At 45.0% G+C, this 20,105-nt stretch carries 23 protein-coding genes; 4 read left to right on the forward strand and 19 right to left on the reverse strand.

The annotated features are described in order from the left end of the window. Window positions 1-9: 9 nt before the first annotated feature. The gene (locus H8K36_RS01000) at window positions 10-1,536 is read right to left on the reverse strand and encodes a Y-family DNA polymerase (protein ID WP_230404259.1); all 1,527 of its coding nucleotides are present in this window, start codon (window positions 1,534-1,536) and stop codon (window positions 10-12) included. Then, the gene (gene imuA / locus H8K36_RS01005; protein WP_186915503.1) at window positions 1,442-2,191 is read right to left on the reverse strand and encodes a translesion DNA synthesis-associated protein ImuA; all 750 of its coding nucleotides are present in this window, start codon (window positions 2,189-2,191) and stop codon (window positions 1,442-1,444) included. The genes H8K36_RS01000 and imuA overlap by 95 nt, the downstream gene beginning before the upstream one ends. A gap of 268 nt (window positions 2,192-2,459) precedes the next feature. Here imuA and H8K36_RS01010 point away from each other — a divergent pair, with 268 nt between their 5' ends. Beyond that, a complete protein-coding gene (locus H8K36_RS01010; protein WP_186915502.1) occupies window positions 2,460-2,687 on the forward strand; it encodes a hypothetical protein in 228 nt (75 codons plus the stop codon). A 254-nt stretch (window positions 2,688-2,941) separates the two neighbouring features. Here the strand turns inward: H8K36_RS01010 and H8K36_RS01015 are convergent, their stop codons facing one another. Then, a complete protein-coding gene (locus H8K36_RS01015) occupies window positions 2,942-3,580 on the reverse strand; it encodes a protein phosphatase CheZ (protein WP_186915501.1) in 639 nt (212 codons plus the stop codon). A 190-nt stretch (window positions 3,581-3,770) separates the two neighbouring features. Here H8K36_RS01015 and H8K36_RS01020 point away from each other — a divergent pair, with 190 nt between their 5' ends. Next, window positions 3,771-3,944: a hypothetical protein gene (locus H8K36_RS01020; protein WP_186915812.1), complete on the forward strand. Its 174-nt coding sequence runs from the start codon at window positions 3,771-3,773 to the stop codon at window positions 3,942-3,944. 94 nt (window positions 3,945-4,038) lie between these two features. Here the strand turns inward: H8K36_RS01020 and H8K36_RS01025 are convergent, their stop codons facing one another. Continuing rightward, window positions 4,039-4,629 carry a hypothetical protein gene (locus H8K36_RS01025; protein ID WP_186915500.1) on the reverse strand — a complete coding sequence of 197 codons (591 nt, stop codon included), beginning with the start codon at window positions 4,627-4,629 and terminating at the stop codon, window positions 4,039-4,041. Window positions 4,630-5,256: 627 nt separating this feature from the next. Between H8K36_RS01025 and H8K36_RS01030 the strand changes: the two genes are divergently transcribed. Then, window positions 5,257-6,222, forward strand: a complete 966-nt coding sequence (locus H8K36_RS01030; protein ID WP_186915499.1) for a DUF4238 domain-containing protein — start codon at window positions 5,257-5,259, stop codon at window positions 6,220-6,222. 348 nt (window positions 6,223-6,570) lie between these two features. On the opposite strand, the gene H8K36_RS01035 is transcribed toward H8K36_RS01030, so the two are convergent. Next, window positions 6,571-7,620, reverse strand: coding sequence for a DNA-binding protein (locus H8K36_RS01035; RefSeq protein WP_230404260.1), 1,050 nt, complete (start codon window positions 7,618-7,620; stop codon window positions 6,571-6,573). 143 nt (window positions 7,621-7,763) lie between these two features. On the opposite strand from H8K36_RS01035, the gene H8K36_RS01040 reads away from it, so the two are divergent. Further along, window positions 7,764-8,711 (forward strand): site-specific integrase, encoded by a 948-nt coding sequence (locus tag H8K36_RS01040; protein ID WP_186915498.1) that lies wholly within the window; start codon window positions 7,764-7,766, stop codon window positions 8,709-8,711. A 145-nt stretch (window positions 8,712-8,856) separates the two neighbouring features. Here the strand turns inward: H8K36_RS01040 and H8K36_RS01045 are convergent, their stop codons facing one another. The 14 genes from H8K36_RS01045 to H8K36_RS01105 form a co-directional block, all read right to left on the reverse strand. Then, window positions 8,857-9,378, reverse strand: a complete 522-nt coding sequence (locus H8K36_RS01045; protein ID WP_186915497.1) for a PilN domain-containing protein — start codon at window positions 9,376-9,378, stop codon at window positions 8,857-8,859. Further along, window positions 9,360-10,142 (reverse strand): hypothetical protein, encoded by a 783-nt coding sequence (locus H8K36_RS01050; RefSeq protein WP_186915496.1) that lies wholly within the window; start codon window positions 10,140-10,142, stop codon window positions 9,360-9,362. The genes H8K36_RS01045 and H8K36_RS01050 overlap by 19 nt, the downstream gene beginning before the upstream one ends. Next, window positions 10,123-11,769, reverse strand: a complete 1,647-nt coding sequence (locus tag H8K36_RS01055) for a GspE/PulE family protein (RefSeq protein WP_186915495.1) — start codon at window positions 11,767-11,769, stop codon at window positions 10,123-10,125. The genes H8K36_RS01050 and H8K36_RS01055 overlap by 20 nt, the downstream gene beginning before the upstream one ends. A gap of 16 nt (window positions 11,770-11,785) precedes the next feature. Further along, window positions 11,786-12,916 (reverse strand): type II secretion system F family protein, encoded by a 1,131-nt coding sequence (locus H8K36_RS01060; protein ID WP_186915494.1) that lies wholly within the window; start codon window positions 12,914-12,916, stop codon window positions 11,786-11,788. Between the two features lie 75 nt (window positions 12,917-12,991). Further along, on the reverse strand, window positions 12,992-13,426 hold the full coding sequence (gene gspG / locus H8K36_RS01065) for a type II secretion system major pseudopilin GspG (RefSeq protein WP_268977697.1): 435 nt from the start codon (window positions 13,424-13,426) through the stop codon (window positions 12,992-12,994). A 15-nt stretch (window positions 13,427-13,441) separates the two neighbouring features. Further along, entirely contained in the window at window positions 13,442-13,915 is a 474-nt protein-coding gene (locus H8K36_RS01070) for a type II secretion system protein (RefSeq protein ID WP_186915493.1), read from the reverse strand. Then, window positions 13,897-14,271, reverse strand: coding sequence for a type II secretion system protein (locus H8K36_RS01075; RefSeq protein ID WP_186915492.1), 375 nt, complete (start codon window positions 14,269-14,271; stop codon window positions 13,897-13,899). The genes H8K36_RS01070 and H8K36_RS01075 overlap by 19 nt, the downstream gene beginning before the upstream one ends. Further along, a complete protein-coding gene (locus H8K36_RS01080; protein ID WP_186915491.1) occupies window positions 14,271-14,753 on the reverse strand; it encodes a type II secretion system protein in 483 nt (160 codons plus the stop codon). The genes H8K36_RS01075 and H8K36_RS01080 overlap by 1 nt, the downstream gene beginning before the upstream one ends. A gap of 49 nt (window positions 14,754-14,802) precedes the next feature. Continuing rightward, window positions 14,803-17,181: a general secretion pathway protein GspD gene (locus H8K36_RS01085; protein ID WP_186915490.1), complete on the reverse strand. Its 2,379-nt coding sequence runs from the start codon at window positions 17,179-17,181 to the stop codon at window positions 14,803-14,805. Next, on the reverse strand, window positions 17,178-17,690 hold the full coding sequence (locus H8K36_RS01090; protein ID WP_186915489.1) for a hypothetical protein: 513 nt from the start codon (window positions 17,688-17,690) through the stop codon (window positions 17,178-17,180). The genes H8K36_RS01085 and H8K36_RS01090 overlap by 4 nt, the downstream gene beginning before the upstream one ends. Then, a complete protein-coding gene (locus H8K36_RS01095) occupies window positions 17,683-18,234 on the reverse strand; it encodes a hypothetical protein (protein WP_186915488.1) in 552 nt (183 codons plus the stop codon). Before H8K36_RS01095 ends, H8K36_RS01090 begins: the two co-directional genes overlap by 8 nt. A gap of 213 nt (window positions 18,235-18,447) precedes the next feature. Continuing rightward, window positions 18,448-19,335, reverse strand: a complete 888-nt coding sequence (locus tag H8K36_RS19190; RefSeq protein WP_230404261.1) for a hypothetical protein — start codon at window positions 19,333-19,335, stop codon at window positions 18,448-18,450. A gap of 38 nt (window positions 19,336-19,373) precedes the next feature. Further along, a complete protein-coding gene (locus tag H8K36_RS19140) occupies window positions 19,374-19,535 on the reverse strand; it encodes a hypothetical protein (RefSeq protein WP_222611090.1) in 162 nt (53 codons plus the stop codon). An 87-nt stretch (window positions 19,536-19,622) separates the two neighbouring features. Then, the gene (locus H8K36_RS01105) at window positions 19,623-20,042 is read right to left on the reverse strand and encodes a hypothetical protein (RefSeq protein WP_186915487.1); all 420 of its coding nucleotides are present in this window, start codon (window positions 20,040-20,042) and stop codon (window positions 19,623-19,625) included. Window positions 20,043-20,105: the final 63 nt, after the last annotated feature.

A 20,105-nucleotide genomic window follows, 5' to 3' on the forward strand; every position in this document is an offset into this window, starting at 1 on the left:
ATCCTAGGCTCAGCCAAACACTCCATGCAAATACCAAACCTCATCATCTTGTGCTTGCTGCGCATGTCCAATTCTTTCGCGGTAAATCCAACATCGAAGATGCTGTGCGTTTTCGGCGATGAAATAATCACGTGTTACTAGTTGGCCATTCCACCAACCTGCTTCAATTCTTTCTGCTGGCGACATCAGTTTCAAGGCTGAACGATAATGCGGGCGATGCTGCCGTACCTCCAATAATTGTGGTTGCGGTAGTAACCATGTGGGACGATAGGCGTTAGCAGAGATCGCTTCTCTCCTATTGGTTTTTTTCTGCAGAATAGAAACCCATTGATTGGCAATTTCAGGACGATGATCTGCTTGTGGTGCGGGATATAAAACGTTCTCTGCACCTAAACGCGCCACCAGTAATTCCATTAGCTTACTTTGTTCTTCTCGATTGCCGCCAGGCTCTGGGAACAAGTCAGCATTGGGGGCGTGCATAGGGCAAACTTGCTGGGCTGTGAGTCTGATCGCAATCGCAGGTGCATTTAACTGCAATCGACCAAGATGTTCTTTTAATAGTTTGGATAGATGTTCTTCACGCCAACTAGCTTGTGCTAAGGGAATGTTCATCTGGCTTGGCGCACGAGCTTGTCTACCACGTTCATGTTCAAGTTCGAATTGCAGGCTAGTGACAGCGAGCTGTCGCTGCATCAGCCAACCACATAACTGCAACAGCAAGGCTTTTGCGAAATGAAAAATGATATCGGTATTTTCTAGACGATCGGGCAGCTCTAGTCGAGCGCTAAACTGTGCTGGTACTTCTAGCCACTGTTGTAGTTCTTGTTGTTCGCCATAAGCTAAATCTAGGCTGCGTAAGAGTTCTTTGCCGCAGCGTCTTTGTAAGCCCGCACGTGGCAATAGCCTTAATTCACCTAAGGTTTCGCAACCGATCCCTGTAAGCCAATCTAACCAAGTCTGTGCTGCTGGTAGTAGGCTAATGTGGAGAAGATTTAAACGTTGATGCAAACGTTTTTGTTTGAGCGCATAACGTAAATTAGGTTGTCGTGGTTGTTGTGTATGCCGTACTTGTTGCGCTAATAACCATGCACCTTGCGCACTAGCGGCAATACCGATTTGAGGGCTTAGGCCTAACTGTCTGATGGTTTGGATAATTAAACGCCGCAAACGGCGAATTCCGCCAAACAAGGTCAGGCTCGCACCAACCCCCATCAAAATACTGGCGTTTTCGAGTAAACAAACTTGTGGGGTAAATTGTAGGCTGGCCATTGCAGCAGCCGATAAGCTTGCCTGTTCTCTTTCATGGTCTCTATTCTTAATTTCTGCTTCTGGCATCAACATATGCACACTACTCACGCGCATTCCGGTTTGAATACCGGCTTGGCGAGCGAGTTTAGACATCGTGAAAACACGTTGTTGCTCGACCACGACCAATGCCTTTTCAGCCAACCAAGGTGGGTGAAAAACTTCTAAGGGCAGATTCGGTAAGTGAATGACGACCCACATCGATGGTATCGTTTTCGTTGCTGCTGGCATGAGAGGGTAAATGAATCCGAGAAAGCATAGGGAAGGGCAAAGTCATGGGCAAAAATAGTGCTTCATGCTTTTGTGCACCTCGACGTTTAATAAATGACAGTTGCAATCCACGCTGAGCTAGTTTGACTTGGATGCGTAAAATAGCAGGCGAGGGGTGATGGGCAAAATTAAGTGGCCTGATTACATAGAACAAAGTTCGCCCATGTTGAGCTACTAAATGTAAACGACGCAAAGCCTCAACTTTGATTTGGTTTTGCCAAAACAAGAGGGCTGCACAGCTACCACTACGTAAAATTTGCTCCGCCGTCCATAATGCATCGTTCATTTTGTTACAGCGTAGCCAAAGCAAACGATCTAGGCTGATTCCTGACTGTGCTAAGGCCATCGCCTGAGGTTGATAGGGTGTTTGCAAAAAAGCGATTTGTCCGTGACTATGCGCATTTAAGGCGGGGCGCAACAGTTGTAGTTCAGCTGACCCGCCATGCTCAATGAACAATTCAGTTAATGCACCCGTTGGCCATCCTCCTCCTGGTAACTCTTGCGAGAGTTGAGGGAATCCACATTCCACATAATCACCCACACCACGAGCAAGCTGGGAGGCCCGCCAAAGTGAGGGATGTAATGTTTCTAATGATGTAGAAAACGCGAGCGACATAAACCTAAAAGAGAAGAATTACGCTAAAAATACTGTATGCATGTACAGTATATTGCTTTCTTTGAGGAATTTCAAAGCTTAAACAACAAATTTAAAATATTTAAAAATACTGATTGCATACACAGTGTTTTTGATTTACATTATCAATCACTGGATGCACATACAGTATTTCATCCAAGCAGTGAAGTTGAAGAAAACAGCATTTGGTCTGGCATGAGTCCAGAAACATGAGATAAGCGCAGTACTACTGAAATTATTGGAGATAAGCATGACTAACTTAGAACAAACTTTTGAGCCACGTTTTAGCGTTCAATTTTCACCAAGCACATTCTTAATGCGCTTAGGTAGTCGTGAGATATTCGTCTGCTTAGACTTCAGAAAGCGTCACTATCGCGTGAACCCTATCATTGACTGCTCAACAGGCATTCAAGCAGGGCACTTAGAAATCCTGTTATTCCGCAAATGGCTAGTTATTTTGTCTAAAGCACGCTGGTAATCATTAGGACGCCTTTGCTTTTAACGTATGTATGGCAAAAGTGGAGGGAAAGTCATTGGATAATGAGGAGATGGGCTAAGAAAATAAAGATATGCTTGGCTGAAAATGTGGATAAACACATGCAAAAAAAGACTTAGTGGCAAGCGCACTAAGTCTTTTTTTAAATTCTTTTCTGTAGCAAGTGCAATTGAGACGAATTGATGAAGAGACCAACTTAAAATCACATTGATATACAGAACATCGATGTGAGAACTCTAGAATCCCAAGTCGGATAGTAAATCGTCGACACTTTCTTGATTCAACTGAATACCGCCAACTGCGCCAGGACCCGCCAATAAATCATCTTTCTTGCGAGCAGAAATGGCACCATCCGGCGCGCCACTGATGAGCAAACCTAATAAGTCTTTTTCCGTACGTTCAAGTAAGGTCACGACTTTCTTAATCAATTGTCCAGTTAAATCCTGAAAATCTTGTGCCATCATAATTTCAGACAAGGCTTTTTCAGTCGTTGCGCTAGATGAATGCGCACTGGCAATAAACTCACGAGTTGATGCGGCCAGATTAAGTAGATCTTCTTTAGAAAGAGCTTCAATATTGCTTGCATCCCATTGTTGCAGCAGGATGTTTGAATATTTGCTCAAGTTTTGTTGAATCGGCAGGGTATTTTCTACCGTCGTCAGAACAGAGTTAGCAGCCTTTTCCGTTAATACTGCGACATGGTTTAAGCGCTCTCGAGCAGAAGGAAATTCATTAGATGCTTCTGCCAAAATTTCATCTGCACCAACCCAAGTGAGGGCATCATGCAAGGCACGAACCACGTGACCAAGCCCTTTATACATAAGCTCGGGATTATCGTCTTGCGCGTTGGTTGCAGCTGGGTTGGCATCCATCATCTGTCCTTTCTTGCTTTTCTTGATTTATGGATACTAAATGAGAAAAATGAATCATTCAATATAAAAACTTGCTTTTAGAAAAAACTTTCTTATTTTCACTAATTCTCATCAAAAAAATGCGTCAATAAGGAGACACCATTCGTGTATTTCAAGGTGCTGTGTTACAGTGCTCAAAACTAAAAGGATAACTGTGGCCACACCAAATTACGGATACGAAAAACGTCAAAAAGAACTGGCGAAAAAAAAGAAAAAAGAGGAAAAGCTGAAAAGCCGAGCCGAACGAGTTCCTGGACAATCAGAATCTGACGAATCCCATAAAGACGAGTCAGATAACAATGACCCAAGTCATGAAGCGATCGAATAAATTACCTTAGCAATTGATTCTAAATCTATGATTTAAAAATAAAAAGCGAGATAATTCTCGCTTTTTTTATGCCGATTTACTTAATAAGGTTAAGCTATTTTGACGCTTTGTTGAGTCCATCAGGCAATTGTAACTGCGGTCTTTCCGCTTCAAAAAGTAAGGAAATAATCCACCAACGTGTACCGTCATGCATCAACTGCACGCTATTAATGCCACGACGTGTCACGTTATCTTTCTCTTCGAATGTTTCGTAGCTAGTAAAAACCTGGGCCAATTCTCCCCATTGCTCGGTTTTTCGAGCCAACTCTTTTTCGCGGAATCCAATTTCGATCAAACGAGGGCCTGAATTAGCAATGTAGTCGCTAATGCTCAGAATTCGTAAGCCTAGATCTTTACTGTCTTTTTTAGGAAAGATAGCCATAATACGAGCCTCAGGAATGAAAAGAGAACGCATGCGATTCCAATTCCTTTGCTCACCGATACCTCCAGAGATGACGTCATAGAGAGCGGCAATGATGCCATCAATCGATTGAACGTCAGCCGCGCGCGCTGGCGGTTGAACAACGCTAACAGGAGATGCTTGAGTGAGCATCGTTGGATTATCAACAGCCATGGCTGGATTAGTTAAAGCACTAACGAATAAACCAAGAGCAACGCAACAAGCAGATACGGATAATTTGTTCATGATGGTCCTTAAAATTGAAAGCTCTTGTTTGACAGCGATAAATAGTAAAGTTCAAAAGTCCATTATTGAGATTCGCAAAAAAGAACGCGTCAAAGGGCTTACAGCTGGATTAAAAATTCAAATGAAATATCAATCGAAATACAGAAATCCCCTCTATAAGACACTTTCTATATTTCGCATAATTTATATTATGTAAAATCGGTAGGCCTATTAAAAAGAGACCTTGCAATGTTCGTTCGTTTGCACAAAATTGTTCTTTTTTTTTGCATAAATTTGTTCCTTAGTGCCTACGCAGTTGTTTAACTAGATCTAACTTTTACCTCGGTTAATCAATAACACCTTCCAATCATTAATGAACTAGAACCTATGACATGACTACTATAATGTCGATTTAAATTGGTTGGCAAAGATCCTTTTGATCCAGAGGTTCGTTGACCTGTATCTTTCTCACTGCTGCTCTAGAGATAACATGTTTATCTTCGTTGATGTAAGTCGAATTTACATTCCCTTATTCATTACACTAATTTCGCTGCACTATTTTCTGTACTGTCGAAGAGTAGTCTAAAATTAGTTGCTAATAGAATATTTGAATAACAGGGATCGAGAAATACCACTTTAAGGATAAGAATGACAGGCGAAGCGCGCATACATCATTGGGTTCCCCAGTGCTATTTGAAAGGTTTTGCTAAGAGTCACAGTAAAAAAGCACAATTAAATGTTATCGATATCAGCGCACGCAAATCGTTTATTGCAAATCCGCGAAATATAGCCTCCGCGCGTGATTTCAATCGTATTTCAGTTAAAGGGTTCGCTGCGAATCAGATTGAAGAAAATTATGCGGTATTTGAGGGTAAATTAGCTCGTGCACTACAGTGGATGTGGGTGCAGCGTCAACTGGGTAAAGCTAATGACTTTAATCTGTTACTCAATTTGATAGCGTTGCTTGCGGTACGCAATCCAAGGATGAGGGAAAATGTCCGTGATTTTCATGAGCGAGTAATTAAAAAGATGATGCACATGACTGTAGACTCTGAGCAAATGTACGAATCCACTTTTAATCGCGCCGCAAAGGATGGCTATGTCGCTTCAGATTCCAAGATCGACTATTTCCAGATGAAGGATTTCATTGGTAGCGAAAAATACTCGATTGCTATGTCTACCAGTGGCCATGTTGAGCGTGAATTAAAGTTGATTGACACCGTGTTGCCTCTGCTAGGCCGGCGGCATTGGATGCTTATGCGCGCGTCACCAGATAGTGGCGGGTTCATAACATCTGATCATCCCGTTTGTCTAATATGGAGCGAGCAACGAAAACGAAGCCTTTTCGATTCACCAGGCTTTGGTTTAAAAGGAACAGAGGTGGTGTTTCCTGTATCACATGACCTAGCGGTAGTTGGAACATTTGAAATGCAGCTAGGCGAAATCGACATAACTTTAGATCAAGTTGCTCTGGTCAATGGCATCATCGTCGCTCATGCCGAGCGTCAGGTTTACTCCCGAGACGATAAATTTTTCTATACGTTAGCCGATAGAAGCGTGCACCGCGGCGCAGACCTACTTCGAAATTTCACCCGCCTATCCAAGAAATATTGAAGTCAAGTTATGAAGAAGTTTTACGCGGCGATTCGGGTTCATAATCAGTTCTCCCCAAAGACATCACAGGTTGGTCTAAAGTAATTGTTTCGCATTAGCCGATGTACATCCTCGCTGGTTTCGGATTCGATTGCGCCGCAAACTGCAAGTGGTTTACATCAGCCACTAGGAAAATCCTTTCAAATAATTGCGCTAGCTTGAATGTTGAAGGGAAATTATTTACATGAGTGGGCAAATCACTCGACTATGTGGAAGTTTTTTGAGTCGCCAATTATTATGACATTATCGCTATAATGTTGACACATGTCTTTACGACCGATAGTCCATTTTAAAAGCATTCATTACCAATTAGCCCTTCTTTTTATCTGCAAAATGTCCCTGAAATTCGGCCAGGATCATTTTTTGAGTTTCAATCACGGCTACGGATTTGACCAGTTCCATTTTTTGCGCATGGACCTCTGCTTTCAGTTCATTGTTTTGCGCAGAGATTTCCGATTGTTGATTTCTTAATTCAAATATAGCCACTTCTTTTGTTGCCAAGTCAGACTCCAGCAGAGGTATACGACCTGTTGCGACCTTGAGTGATTCAATCTCAGTAACATGTTTGCGCTCAACATTTTGCAGCTCGTAAAGGACCTTCTGTGTCTGCGAAAGCTCCGCAACGAGCCTAGCGCCATCCTGATTGAGTCCTGTAATCTCATTCTGCTTATGCACCAGGCTTTGCTGTAGGTGGCGAATTTCGCCTTGTAGCTGCTGTACCTGGTGTTCGTGGCGCCGGATATCTTGGTCGCGTTGCGCCTTTACTGACTCGCGATAATGTTCTAATGCCTCCCGAGCATGGGTGTGCTTGGTTTCCAAAGATTGCCGGTGCGCCTCGTTTTCGCCTAGGCGTTCTTTCAAGTCAGCTACCTGTTGTTCCAGCGTGTGGCGCAAAATCGTTTCGCGTTGCAACGACTCTGCGGTTCTGGTGTGTGCTGCCACTTCGCTTTGAATTCTGGAATCGACAGCGCTTAATTTGTCGCTTAGTTCCTCATTGGCGGTGGTTAATGCTGCAATTGATGCATTGAGCTGTCGTTCCTTCTCTGTACTTTGCGTCTGCACTTCGCAAATCCGCACGTTTGCCTCATCCTCCAACCGGATAGCCAAGCTTGCAACCAGATCATGCAAGGCTTCGCTGATAGAAGCTTTTCGATCAGTAATTCCGCCATCTTCAACCTCGAGTTCTTTGAGGTATTTATGGATAGTCGATTTGGATCCTGTGTTTCCGAGCTCAATGCGAACAGCATCAACTGAAGGATGTCGCCCCTGCGCAATCAAGGATTCACGTGCCCTTTTCACTTCGGATTTGTATAAGCCAGTTCGCGCCATATCATCACTTCGTTGAATATCGTACTTCATTACGTAATATGTAATTACATACTAAAAATATTGAAAATTCAAGCTTAATTTTCTTAATATTAATAACGGATAATATAGAGTTATCCTGTGTTATCGGTCAAAAATAAGGTAAATTACTGATTTCAAGTGTAATAATCAAAATTATGAGTAAGATTGATCAATACATTCAAGCGGCTACCCGCGACAATACACGGCAAAGTTACCAGGCGGCAGTTCGTCATTTTGAGTTTGAGTGGGGAGGCTTTTTACCCGCTACTGCTGACAATATCTCGAATTATTTGGCGGCTTATGCGGAAACGCTTTCAATCAATACATTGCGGCAGCGTCTAGCAGCTCTTGCGCAGTGGCATATTTCCCAAGGATTTCCCGACCCCACTAAATCGCCTGTCGTTCGCAAGGTATTTCGGGGCATACAAGCTCTGCATCCGGCCAGAAAGAAACAAGCAAGGCCACTGCAGCTTGATCAACTTGAGCAGGTAGTTAAATGGTTGAACGGTTCAATTGACGCGGCATGCCACAGTGGTGATCGTCAAAAGGAGCTTCGTTATGTTCGTGACAAAGCGCTTTTATTAGTTGGTTTTTGGCGCGGCTTCCGTGGCGATGAGCTAGTACGATTGCGGATTGAGCATATTGAGGTCGAACATGGCAAAGGAATGACCTGTTATCTTTCTCAGACCAAAGGTGATCGCCATTACAAGGGAACTAGTTTTAAGACCCCTGCTCTTTCCAGGCTTTGTCCCGTAGAAGCTTATTTGGAATGGACTAAGGTTTCACAGTTGACCTCTGGACCAGTATTTCGTGCCATTGATCGATGGGGCCATATTGATAATCGTGGTTTGCATCAAGATAGTCTTGTGCCAATTTTTCGAACTATATTGCAAAATGCTGGAATCACAGATGTTGAGCGTTACAGTGGGCATTCTTTACGTCGAGGGTTCGCCAATTGGACAAATTCAAATAACTGGGACATTAAGACTTTGATGGAGTATGTTGGTTGGAAAAATATTCAGTCTGCAATTCGCTATATAGACTCTGCAGATCCATATTCTCAAAGACGTATAGAGTCAGGCTTAAAGAAAGGCGATAAATAGTAGTATAAAGTTAATTTATTGCATAGCGTCGCGGAAGGCTTCTTACCATTCACATGGTATAGATGCCGCAGTATTATATTTACCCCTATTGATTGCTACACGTAACCACAAATAGCTTCTCGACTGCGCCTACCGATATCACTACTTATAACAATTTCGCTTTAATCTCGAACGAAATCGTTTCTAATCGCTCCCTTTGGATCAGCTCCTGATGGCTCAAATGGACTCCACTCAATCCTTCTTGCGCACTGAGTCTATCCAAAAAATCAGTAAGAGCATTTATACTTTTTGCTTCTCCTCTTAGAATAATCAAGCGACTATTTTTATCAGGCGCAAGTTCTAACAATTCAATTTCCTTATTGCTCGAACGCTCGATGGCTTGAAATAAACGAGTCCATGGAAAATCACGCTCCGCTGATAGTTGCGCCCATTTCTTTTGGAATTCAAGATCCTTACTCGATACCTTTATTTTTTCCGGCAAATTCGAGGCTCTTGAAAGTCTTTCGAGTTTTCGATTCAAATTGGCAACATCATTCTCACGCTCCATCAAGTCGGCGACAAAGTAACTTGCTCCAGCAAGAAAACTCAACAACAACACCAACAAAATCGGCGATCGATGCGATTGCGGCTTGAGGTAGTTTTTTGTTTTTACGGTTTGTTCCAACATTCCCGCTCCAATTTATTGACCGACTTCACAAGAGGAAAATGATCTCGCATTTCACTAGGCACGCGGTCCTTGGCCACACCCCAGAAATCGAGTATCTCAAGCTCGGTGTAACGTAGGCTAATTCTCGAGAAGAGACGCTTTATCGCTTGATCCTGGCTGGCTGTGACGGGTTCGATTTCGTAATGAATGTTTCCCTCTTGATCAAAAATCCAGGCACTTAATGAGTTCGTCTCCTCGCAAACCACAACTGTCGAAGAGCGCACTTTCTTAAAATAAGTACTAAAAAATACTTCAGCGGATAATGGGATTACCCGTTTCAATTTAAGTTGTGCACTATCTACCGTAGAAGCTAAGGTTTCAACAAAAACCTTCGGCAACGCGTATGCCAAACCAACGGCTTGATAGCGCGGATAATTTGCAAAAAGTAGTTGGGACTCATCTACTTTCATGCCAAACTTAGCTAGCCAGAAAATCGCGAAGCTCTCCAATTCAGATTGCGACATCGCTGTCTCTTGCCATGGGAGGGTTGAGATCATTGCAAGGCGATCCGAAACCGTAATGCTGACGGTACTCCTTGGCTTAATTTTGCTCCTCACTTCGGCTAACATGCTACTCAAGGCCTGCACAAAAAATTCTTGTAGCGCTGTCAGATCAGCATCAACATCGATTTCAGTCGTACGCTCAACTTGGAGCTCGCCCACTTTCAGCCAGCATTTCCCACAACACAAACCAACATGAATTCTCTTAGGCGATAAAAGTGACACGATTCACCTCTTGTAGTGTTGTATGGCCTTCACGCACCAATTCGAGCGCCACATCGCGTAAGAAACGCGTTCCTTCTTTTCTGGCTTGTTCTTTCATCGCACGAATTGAGGCGCGGGCGATAATCATTTCACGTATCTCATCTGTCAATCGCAATACCTCAGCGATTGCACGTCGTCCCTTGTAACCAGTATTACGGCATTGCTGACAGCCACGTCCTGCATGGAATCGATAATTCTGCGGATCGTCAATGCCAGACTCTCGCAATAGCTCTTCCGAGACTTGAACTGGTTCGTTACAGTGTGGGCAGTTTTGACGTAACAAGCGCTGCGCAACGACACCCGTAAGTGAAGAAACAAAGTTATAGGGGTCGACACCCATGTGCATAAAGCGACCAATGACATCGAAGGTATTGTTTGCATGCACAGACGTGAACACCATGTGACCAGTCAAGGCGGATTGCACTGCAATTTGCGCAGTTTCTGGGTCGCGAATCTCACCGACCAAAATTTTGTCAGGATCATGACGCAAAATAGACCGCAAACCAACGGCAAAGGTCAGCCCTTTTTTTTCATTCACAGGGATCTGCAAAACGCCAGGCAATTGGTATTCAACAGGGTCTTCAATGGTGATGAATTTGTCTTCGCCATGATTAATCTCGGTGAGCGCCGCATACAAGGTGGTTGTCTTACCGCTCCCGGTGGGCCCAGTCACTAGCATCATCCCATAAGGCTCGGCAGCCAAGCGTCGCAAGCTCTGTATGGTTGGGCGATCAAAGCCCAATGAATCGAGCGTCAGTTTTTGTACGCTATCAATTAAGGCCTTTTTATCGAGAATACGAAGGACGGCGTCCTCGCCATGGATACTCGGCATGATCGAAACCCGAATATCAATATCACGGCCTTTGGTCGCCACGCGGAAACGGCCATCTTGCGGAATACGTTTTTCAGCGATGTCGAGCTCAGCCAATACTTTGATCCTAGCGATGGCCTGCTCAGCCAAGCCTAGATTATTCACGCCAGCAATTTTGTTTAACACGCCGTCGATACGAAACTTAATCACCAGCCCTTGAGGCAAAGATTCAATATGAATGTCACTTGCTTCTAAACGCAGCGCATCGAATAGCGTTGAATTGATCAAGCGCACAGCTGGGCTAGATTCGCCCTGAATCGACGTCAACGTCATATCATCGCTGGCATCTCGCTCAATTTCTTCGACAGCATCTAAACCAACAGCGTCTGCCACCGCGCTATAGCTCGATTCATATTGTTCGAGTTTCTCGAGAATGAGTTGTGGGTTCGCAAGGTAAATTTCATGTAAAGCGAAGGACTTCAGTCTTAGCCCTAATCCTGCTTCAAACGGATTGCCAATCACCGCAGACAAGCGTTTTTGATCATCGTAGCCAAGCACAAGCGTGCGCTCAACCATCTCCGCATAGGACATATGATCGAACGATGGCTCAAAGTCGGTGCTAGAGAAATCATGCAAAACTGGATAGCACATCAACTCACCAGCTTGGCTCAGCGCATCTCGTTCAGACAAATTCAGCTGCGCGCACAATTGACGAAGCCAGTCATGCGCTGGCACCGCAGATTGCACTACTTGATTGAGAGTTTGAGCATTCAACATGGGAATCAATAAATCACTAAGCGATATTCGCTAATTCAAAAATCGGGCTATACAACATCAACACAATCAAGCCAATGATCAAACCTATACTCACCATTAACACGGGTTCAATGAAGCGACCAGCTGTGTCAATCCAAATCGAGGTTTCTTGATCATAAAAATCGGCAATTCGTTCCATCATTTCATCAAGATTGCCAGAAGACTCACCCGCTACTAATAAGCGTTGCGCAATTTCAGTACTCAGTCCGTGGGTTGAAAACGATTCGGAAAATGGCTTGCCTTCACTCACATCTCGAATCGCTGATTCCATATTCTCATGCATCTGAACGGGCAAAGATGCTTTAGTCATTGTCATCGCGGCGATTACACTGACACCGCTCTTCAGTAACATGCCCATGGTGCGATACATACGAGCCAGTTGCAGCAGCCACACACGCTCACCTATCCACGGCGTTTGCAAAACCTTATTCGCCAGCCATGCACGTGTTTTTGGATGGGTTGCGATGATCAACACGGCACTCACCAAAATCACCAGCACCGATAGCAAACTCAAAGTATGCTCACGCACCAATTTGCCCCACCATTGCACAAAGCCATGCTTCGCCGCTTGCGAAGACATCGTATCTTCATAGATAGCACTGAAGCGAGGCAGCACATAAAACATCAAAAACGATACCACCAGAAAACCCACGCCTAACAAGATCGCCGGGTACGTTGCTGCAGCCACTAGCTTATTACGAATCTCATTGACCTGACTTTGATACTGCATAAAGCGCTTGATCGAGGCCTTAATGCTGCCTGTGGTTTCACTCGACTTGACCATTGCCACATACAATGAAGGAAACGTCGACGGCAACTTGGCCATTGCCTCTGACAATTGATTACCTTCGCGCAGCGCATGCAATAAAGTGTCAAATGTCGCACGGTACTGACCACGTTTATCGTTCTTACCAAGTACTTCGATCGAATCAACTACTGTTTGTCCAGCTTCAAGCAAAGACAACAACTGCTGGTTAAACACAGGCAAGTTGAAAGCCTTTTTCGACTGGCGACGGAACTGTCCGCCTCCCACATCCTTCAAGCCAAGCAGATGCTGGCCAGAAAGTTCGACAAACTTTCTCGCCTCAATATCGTTTTCTGCTTCCACCTCAACAAAATCTATTTGCCCTGAGGATGAAACAACTTTTGCTTGAAACCGCTTCACTGTTTAACCAAATAGCTTTTATTGACCCCAGTTGGTGATATCTGCATCTTCACCAGAGCCGCCAGATTTGCCATCCGCACCATACGATACGATTTCGTAATCACGGCCTTCTGTGCCAGGAGAACGGAAAACATAGGCAGCATTCCATGGGTCTAATGGAATCACTTTTTTCAAATAAGGGCCGCGCCATAATGGCTCGTTCGCAGGCTGAGCAAACAAGGCATTCAAACCTTGCTCGGTTGTTGGGAAGTGGCCAGTATCGAGGCGATATTGATCGATACCTTTATCAAATGCATCAATTTGTGCTTTCGCTGATTGAATTTTTGATTTGCCGATTTGACCAAAATATTTTGGTGCCACAAATGCCGCCAACAAACCGAGGATGACAATCACCACCAGCAATTCCAATAGCGTGAAACCGCCTTGTTTCTTAGTCTTCTGTTGCATACCCATCTGAATCTCTCCTCATTACTTGGGTTGATAAACAAAGCGCCAATCTGTGTAGTGCTTTGCATTTTTAAAACTTACTTCATCGATATCAAAACCATCTACTTTAAACGGTGCATTTTTCGACAAGGAAAAAACACCCATTACACCACCACTCTCGTGATAAACCACACCCCACTCTTCACCGTTCGTGATCGGGTCACGATATAAGCGTCGCAGTGGTCGACGAATGCGTGTTGCTCGTGCATCCGTCAGTAATGCTTGTAAATCGGGCGGATAGGTTTTCAAGGTCCCTGGTGAATTTTCGTAATAACTCTTGATCGCATCACGATACGCACGTCCCACCCACATCAGCTGGGCTTCCTTCTCCCGCTTTGCCTTGGTCAACATATTTCCCACACCATGCATGGCTGCGGCAGACACCACTGCCACCACAAACATGGTGATCACATAATTAAAGCCGCCCTGACGACGCCTTACCAGTCTTTGAACCATGTGCCATCTATCGCTTTATTCGGCGCAGCGGAACGTACATTCGCTATTGCCCCTAAACTCCCATCCTCTGGCGGCAACACCACCCAACTGTTTGAGCTTCGCGTATAAGGATCAACAGGAATACTACGCAAATACTTTTCCGTGACGAGGTCGGCAAGCTGCTCAGGATATTTATTCTTATCTGCATAAAACTTATCAATCGCGTCACGCAAGATATAGAGATCCTCGCGTAGCACAGCTTCTTTCGTTTTATCAATGTTCGAAAAGTAGCGCGGTGCCGCGACCGTCAGCATGACGGCAACTATCGCCATCGCCACCATCAGTTCAATCATCGTAAAGCCAGATGCCTTCTTCATCACCACTCCGAATACGGAACACCGTTCAATCCCATTGCACTCGATTTCGAGTACACATCAAACACATCAGCACCTGCACTGGGCCTATCAAAGTCTGAAGCGAAACTACGCAAGCCCCAAGTATCGACCGCAGGCACAGACGCATCCGCAAAGAATGGATCACGCGGCACCCTACGCAAAAACTTCAACTTCGGCCCTCCTGGCCGGGTCGTATCGTCCATGCCAATCACCAAGTCCAACAATGTCGCTGGGTATCCACTATCTTCAGGGCGCGTCAAAATTTTTCCTTGCGCACTCGCTGCTTTGTACGCATCCAAAGCGGTGCGGATTTCATTCAAAGCCGAACGTAACTCGCGTTCTTTTCCTCTGCGCACTGCATTCTCCATCACAGGCACAGCCACTGTCGCCAAAATCGCCAAGATGGCGACTGAGGCTAACAGCTCAATAAAGCTAAATCCGCGTTGTGATGCTTGCTTAGTCATTCACTTAGTCATTCAATTGGTCATGAACTTAAGATTCGAGATGAAGGTCTTATTTTTCTGCAGAAACCTTAAACAACAAAGGTAAGGCTGGTCGATCTACTGCTTGCTTCAATCCGATAGGTGTCATGCTAATGAGGCTCAAATCGCTATCCCCACTGTTCTTCAACATCTTATAAGTGATTTTGGCGATCGGCCCTTTTTGATTCACTGGAGTTCCTTCAGCACCGCTCACACCGATCGAAACACGGCCACTGGCAACGTCTATCGTGTGTCCAAAATTTGCCTTGCCTTCTTTACCGAAAAATTGGCCATCGACCACACTCACGATTTCAATCTCGCCAGGCACAAATGCCAACTGCAAGGAAGCACCGCGCAAGGAATAAGGGCTGCTTAACTCTAAGTCCAATACGCCAAGCTCGCCCTTCTTCAATTTATTGTTGCCTGCCCAGCTCATCTTTGGTGCATTTGGATTTTCTGGAACGACAGTTTGTACATTGCGGTTATCCGGTGTAAAAGTCGATGGCTTAGTAGCATTAGTATTAGCATCCGCTTTTCCGCCAGTTGCTTTAGTCGGCTCAACTTCTTCGGCATTACGTAACATGATGGGCTTGCTACGTAGATTTTGCTCCGTGCCCGACCAGAAAGCCTCGCTCGATGCTTCAATACGACGCATATTGCGCACCAAGTGCGGCGTAATCGACAAGACAATTTCCGTTTTCTGTGTGGAATCGGTTTGGTTCGAGAACAAACGGCCCAAAATCGGGAGGTCGCCCAAGAAAGGAATGCGATTTGCTGATTTACGATCTTCGTCGCTAATCAAGCCTCCCAAGATTTGTGTCTCGCCATCTTTCAAGCGCAAGGCACTTGAAAAATTACGCGTACCAATTTGATAGGCTTGAGATCCATTGTTCGTTTTCGTCGTAGAAACGATAGAACTCACTTCCAGATTAATCTTTAGGCCGATTTCATCACGTAAATGGATGTCCGGTTCTACATCTAATTTCAAACCAACGTCGACGTAATTGATGTTTTCAGAAACATAGGTACCGGTACTGGTCGTAGTGACCACAGGCACTTTGTCGCCGACCATGAACTTCGCTTTTTCACGGTCACGCACACGAATACTTGGGTTTGCTAACAACTTAGCGTCGCCATCTGTCTTACGCAAACTGAGCGTCGCGCTTGGTAGCGTCACCCCGAGCAAATTCGAGTTAATATTTTTAAAATCGTTAAGCTTGATGGTTTGGCCACCGCCTGTACTCGCGGTACTACCAGTGCCACTGCCGGTGTTAGAGACTAAATCGTTCAAAGGTGCCACAGTAAATTGGCTATTCACTTGCAAGCCCAAATTGAGCAAGTTAGAGCGATTGATTTCAAGCACTTCGACTTCCAACATGACTTCAGGCTCCTCCAGATCGTGCAGTGCCACTAATTTCTCCGCCAAGGCAATCGTCTGGGGGCTTTCGCGCAAGACGAACATATTGTATTTTTCATCGATGTAAATATCTTTAACTTTCAAGATCGTCTTTAACATCTCCGCGCCCCGCTTGGCATCGATATTGGCCATGTAAAAAGCCTTGACCACTAAATCTTGATACTCTTTTTGCTTTTGTGAATTATTTGGATAAATCAACACACTGTTAGCATTCAAGATTTTTTTATCAAGCGCATTGGTCGACAACACCACATCAATCGCATCATCAAGCGTCGTGTTTTTGAGAGAAATTGTCGTACGTTGATCAAAGCGCACATCACGATCAAAAATAAAATTAATGCCCGTCGTACGAGACAGCGCATCAAAAATCATTTTTACGTTAGATTCGCGAAATTCAAGATTAATCGGCTTTTTATACATCGCACCTAAGCGCGGCACCGTGATCGCGTCTTTATTTTGCTTTGCATCCAGCTCTCGCTTGAGTAGCTTCGCCGGTTGCAAATCTGGGCTGTTTTTGAGTGCGCGATCAACGGCTTCTGTCGCTTGTTCTATATCGCCCTCTTGCAATGCTTCTTTCGCTTTCGCCACGTCGGCCAAAGACAGTTCAAGGCGACGCAATACTTCAAGTCCAGAGCGCGCCATTGCATTGTTTTGGTCATATTGCAGAATGGAATAATAAGCGCGCTCTGCGTCTTTGCTACGCCCAAGTGCAAATGCATCTGTTGCTTGTTTTAACAAACGGGCGGTCGCTTGCTCACGGGCGCGCAGCCAGTCGTTACGTATTTCCAAATCATTTGGGCGCAAACGTGCGGCTTCAGCGAGATGACGAATACCGGCTTCGTAATCTTGTTTCTTCATCGCGTATAAGCCATCACGATGATGAAACTCGGCCGCACAAGCGCCTAATAACAAGGCGAGCAAGACCATGGTCGTGGTGGCGAATGTTTTGCGTAAAGCCAAAGTTGGCAGAGAAGTGAACCAATTAGTTATCATGGTCTTGCCGTATTCATATTCAATATTTGTTTTTCGCCAGTTGGCAAATGAAGAAATTCAATCTCGTTGGCGGACATCTTCAGCACTTTGTAAACACCTTCAACCGTGTCTTCTGCGCGCACCAAAATTAACTGTTCACCGCGGCCAAGATAAACCACTTGCTCACCACCATCATTGAGCTGGCCCATGTAGTTAAACGGCAGTGGCGGCGCACTAACGACAACGGGTGCTACCGGCTCTTGCCGTTGCACAGCAATTTGTTTTGGTGCGGGCGGCGGTGGAGGTGGCGGCGGCTCCCAGCCACGTGGTGCAAAAGGATCTGCCTCATCATAGTCATCTGCAGAAGCAGCAGAGGCGACTTGCATTGCCTCCGTTTTTTTCTGTGCAGTGTCACGTGGCTTTGCCGCTGATACTTGTTCTTCCTCCGGCCCCGGCGCGAATATCGCTGCGACTGTCACCGACAATAACAACAGCCAAATCGCCCACCGTTTTTTCGACGCCTTATCCACGCTCACCTCGAGCGAAGAAAGCGGTGAAACTCAAATCACAATTGAGTTCAGCAAACGTAATGTCTTCACGCGAGCACGACATAGAATCGAGCGTCACATGCCCAAACTCGGCATGCATATCTTTAATGAAACGGCGTAGCGACGGATAATTGCTCAACACCGAAAACTGAATGCGATAGCGTAAGTATGGTTGCGTTGGCGCTTCGTCGAGTACATAACTCATCTCGTTCAATGCCAAGTGCGAACGCCCTGCCACCTTGTGCAAAGAGCGAATAAAACTCGCATTGTGAAACGCAGGCAACACAATAGGCGCTTGAATTTTCTTGGCCGTTTCTGCATTCTCTTGCTGGCGCTGCACCACGGCCGTCTGTAGTCGCGATGCTTCTTGCTTCAGGCTATACAACTGATTCCACTGCCACGTCCACAACACGATGGCCACCACTAAGATTACAAACGCAGCCAAGCACGCCAACAACCACCCCAATTGCGTATGCAAGGCGCGGCGAAAATGAAATCGCAGATAAGGAAAAAAGTGGCGGAGCATGGTGTGAAGAATAGACCAGCGAGCAATCGCTCAACTGTTTCAGTGTGGCAATTTAATCAACAAAATAAAGTGCCGTATGATAGCAGAAAAACAGTGTCGAAAAACCTATTGTGAAATCTATTTTTCATCAGGCTAAAGGCAAGGAAAACAAAGCGCAACAATGTTTTCAAGGCAACTTGGATGGTATTCAATGTGATACCAAGCACCCGCCATTTACGCTACTTGCATCTGTACACGAACATTCACGCCAACGACACAGCGTTTCTTCAGATGACAGGCATAAGCACGGATACGGTGTAGTTGTCCAATCACAGTACCTCTTCGCATCGCTTTCGCTTGCATGTGCTCTTCGAAGTTCTCTCGCGTGAACCCGAGGCGGCTAAGTATGGGAGGTAATTTCTCATCGACCGCATGCTTTTTATCTTTACGCACAACACGTGAAGTCCAATCGACCAGCACAATGTAGTCTACTAAGCGAAATGGCATGCCTTTGGCTGGATCTGCATTTAGATCATTAGCAAAGCGATGCAGTTTTGGGAAATGCCGGTGAGAATTCCAGCCTGATTTCGCCTTCGACAGCGCCGAAAACCTATGTGAGATATCACTATTTTTTTCGCTGGTAGGTGCTCTCTCTGTATCCTCTTTGCGAGGTAAACGTCGAATACGTTTTTGCATTAACCGCTGTTGTATCGAAGTGAAATCGGAAAGCTCTGGCGTCTTGGCAATTCCAGCACGCACCGGATTCAAATCGACATAGACGCAACATGCCAACAAGCCCGCTTCATCTAAGACCGCCTGACTCTTAAATCGCCCTTCCCAAAAACGCCCAGTGCATTGATCTTCTTCATTGGCACGACGTGCGATCGGCTCATTGAGTGCACGCATAAACCAGAACAAATCACGCAATCGATCACGCCATAGTCTAAGCGTTTTCTGCGCAACAGAAATTTCAGCTTGAATGACTAGCTCGCCGTTCAGATATCGATCTACAAGTAGAGGCAAAGAAAAGATCTTAGCCCACCGACGTCCTACTTCTTGATCTAACCATGACCGCGCTCGTGAAACATCCACATGCACCACAAGATGGTAGTGATTGGACATTACTGCGTATGCACAGACATTAATCGCAAAGCTACGACTTAATTCAGATAAACGCTCGGTGACCCAAGCTTTGCGATGAGAAAATCTTGCCCAGAACAATCATCTTTACCCCACAAGAAGGCCCTGCGTACGCAGCGGCCTATGCAGTGATAGTAAGGCGTGGCAGACATTGCCACCAAATTCTTTCTGGCTGTTGGCATATGACTTCCTTTCGAAAGTAACCAATAACAACAGCTTAGATAAAAGTATTTAAATGACAAGAAAAATTTATATGATAGATGGGTGTCTTATTTGGTGCTTTGTCTACTACTGGTGCCCCTATTCAAAGCTAAACACATAATGTAGGCCAACAGAGCTACAAGTAAGTGTCCAAGTGAAAAATAGCTAAAGACGTCTGAAAAGTTGACACCACCAAAAAACAAGTCGGGGACAAAGCTTACGGTAAGTGAAACCAAAAAAAGTATTAGTAAATCCATAATTGACTTCTTTTGAGCCCCTACCAAATACCAGATGTAAAAAGCAAACCCTATTACTACAAGAATCGACCAACGAACATACCGTACATTCATCGCTGCATCAGCTGGTGATTTATAAAAACCATATGCCTCAAAAAAAATTGACATTGATAGACCTTGAAGAAAACCCACTGCGAAAGGTGCCATACCAATTAAAAGTGCGAAAAGAAAGAATCTCTTTTTATTAATCATTCTCAACCCAAACAAAATAAGATATTTATGATACTAAGTCTCGGAGGCACACACCACCAATTT

This window comes from Affinundibacterium nitidum (assembly GCF_014284155.1).
Classification (GTDB): Bacteria; Pseudomonadota; Gammaproteobacteria; order Burkholderiales; family Burkholderiaceae_D; genus Undibacterium; species Undibacterium nitidum.

What these genes read in the sequence shown, in the direction of transcription:
- H8K36_RS01000 (WP_230404259.1), bottom strand. Translation starts at nt 1,536, where the DNA reads ATGCCAGCAGCAACGAAAACGATACCATCGATGTGGGTCGTCATTCAC.
- H8K36_RS01045 (WP_186915497.1), bottom strand. Translation starts at nt 9,378, where the DNA reads ATGTTGGAACAAACCGTAAAAACAAAAAACTACCTCAAGCCGCAATCG.
- H8K36_RS19140 (WP_222611090.1), bottom strand. Translation starts at nt 19,535, where the DNA reads ATGCCAACAGCCAGAAAGAATTTGGTGGCAATGTCTGCCACGCCTTAC.
- H8K36_RS01070 (WP_186915493.1), bottom strand. Translation starts at nt 13,915, where the DNA reads ATGGTTCAAAGACTGGTAAGGCGTCGTCAGGGCGGCTTTAATTATGTG.
- H8K36_RS01085 (WP_186915490.1), bottom strand. Translation starts at nt 17,181, where the DNA reads ATGATAACTAATTGGTTCACTTCTCTGCCAACTTTGGCTTTACGCAAA.
- H8K36_RS01105 (WP_186915487.1), bottom strand. Translation starts at nt 20,042, where the DNA reads ATGATTAATAAAAAGAGATTCTTTCTTTTCGCACTTTTAATTGGTATG.
- H8K36_RS01095 (WP_186915488.1), bottom strand. Translation starts at nt 18,234, where the DNA reads ATGCTCCGCCACTTTTTTCCTTATCTGCGATTTCATTTTCGCCGCGCC.
- H8K36_RS01035 (WP_230404260.1), bottom strand. Translation starts at nt 7,620, where the DNA reads ATGAAGTACGATATTCAACGAAGTGATGATATGGCGCGAACTGGCTTA.
- gspG (WP_268977697.1), bottom strand. Translation starts at nt 13,426, where the DNA reads ATGGGTATGCAACAGAAGACTAAGAAACAAGGCGGTTTCACGCTATTG.
- H8K36_RS01010 (WP_186915502.1), top strand. Translation starts at nt 2,460, where the DNA reads ATGACTAACTTAGAACAAACTTTTGAGCCACGTTTTAGCGTTCAATTT.
- H8K36_RS01025 (WP_186915500.1), bottom strand. Translation starts at nt 4,629, where the DNA reads ATGAACAAATTATCCGTATCTGCTTGTTGCGTTGCTCTTGGTTTATTC.
- imuA (WP_186915503.1), bottom strand. Translation starts at nt 2,191, where the DNA reads ATGTCGCTCGCGTTTTCTACATCATTAGAAACATTACATCCCTCACTT.
- H8K36_RS01080 (WP_186915491.1), bottom strand. Translation starts at nt 14,753, where the DNA reads ATGACTAAGCAAGCATCACAACGCGGATTTAGCTTTATTGAGCTGTTA.
- H8K36_RS19190 (WP_230404261.1), bottom strand. Translation starts at nt 19,335, where the DNA reads ATGTCCAATCACTACCATCTTGTGGTGCATGTGGATGTTTCACGAGCG.
- H8K36_RS01075 (WP_186915492.1), bottom strand. Translation starts at nt 14,271, where the DNA reads ATGAAGAAGGCATCTGGCTTTACGATGATTGAACTGATGGTGGCGATG.
- H8K36_RS01015 (WP_186915501.1), bottom strand. Translation starts at nt 3,580, where the DNA reads ATGATGGATGCCAACCCAGCTGCAACCAACGCGCAAGACGATAATCCC.
- H8K36_RS01040 (WP_186915498.1), top strand. Translation starts at nt 7,764, where the DNA reads ATGAGTAAGATTGATCAATACATTCAAGCGGCTACCCGCGACAATACA.
- H8K36_RS01055 (WP_186915495.1), bottom strand. Translation starts at nt 11,769, where the DNA reads ATGTTGAATGCTCAAACTCTCAATCAAGTAGTGCAATCTGCGGTGCCA.
- H8K36_RS01030 (WP_186915499.1), top strand. Translation starts at nt 5,257, where the DNA reads ATGACAGGCGAAGCGCGCATACATCATTGGGTTCCCCAGTGCTATTTG.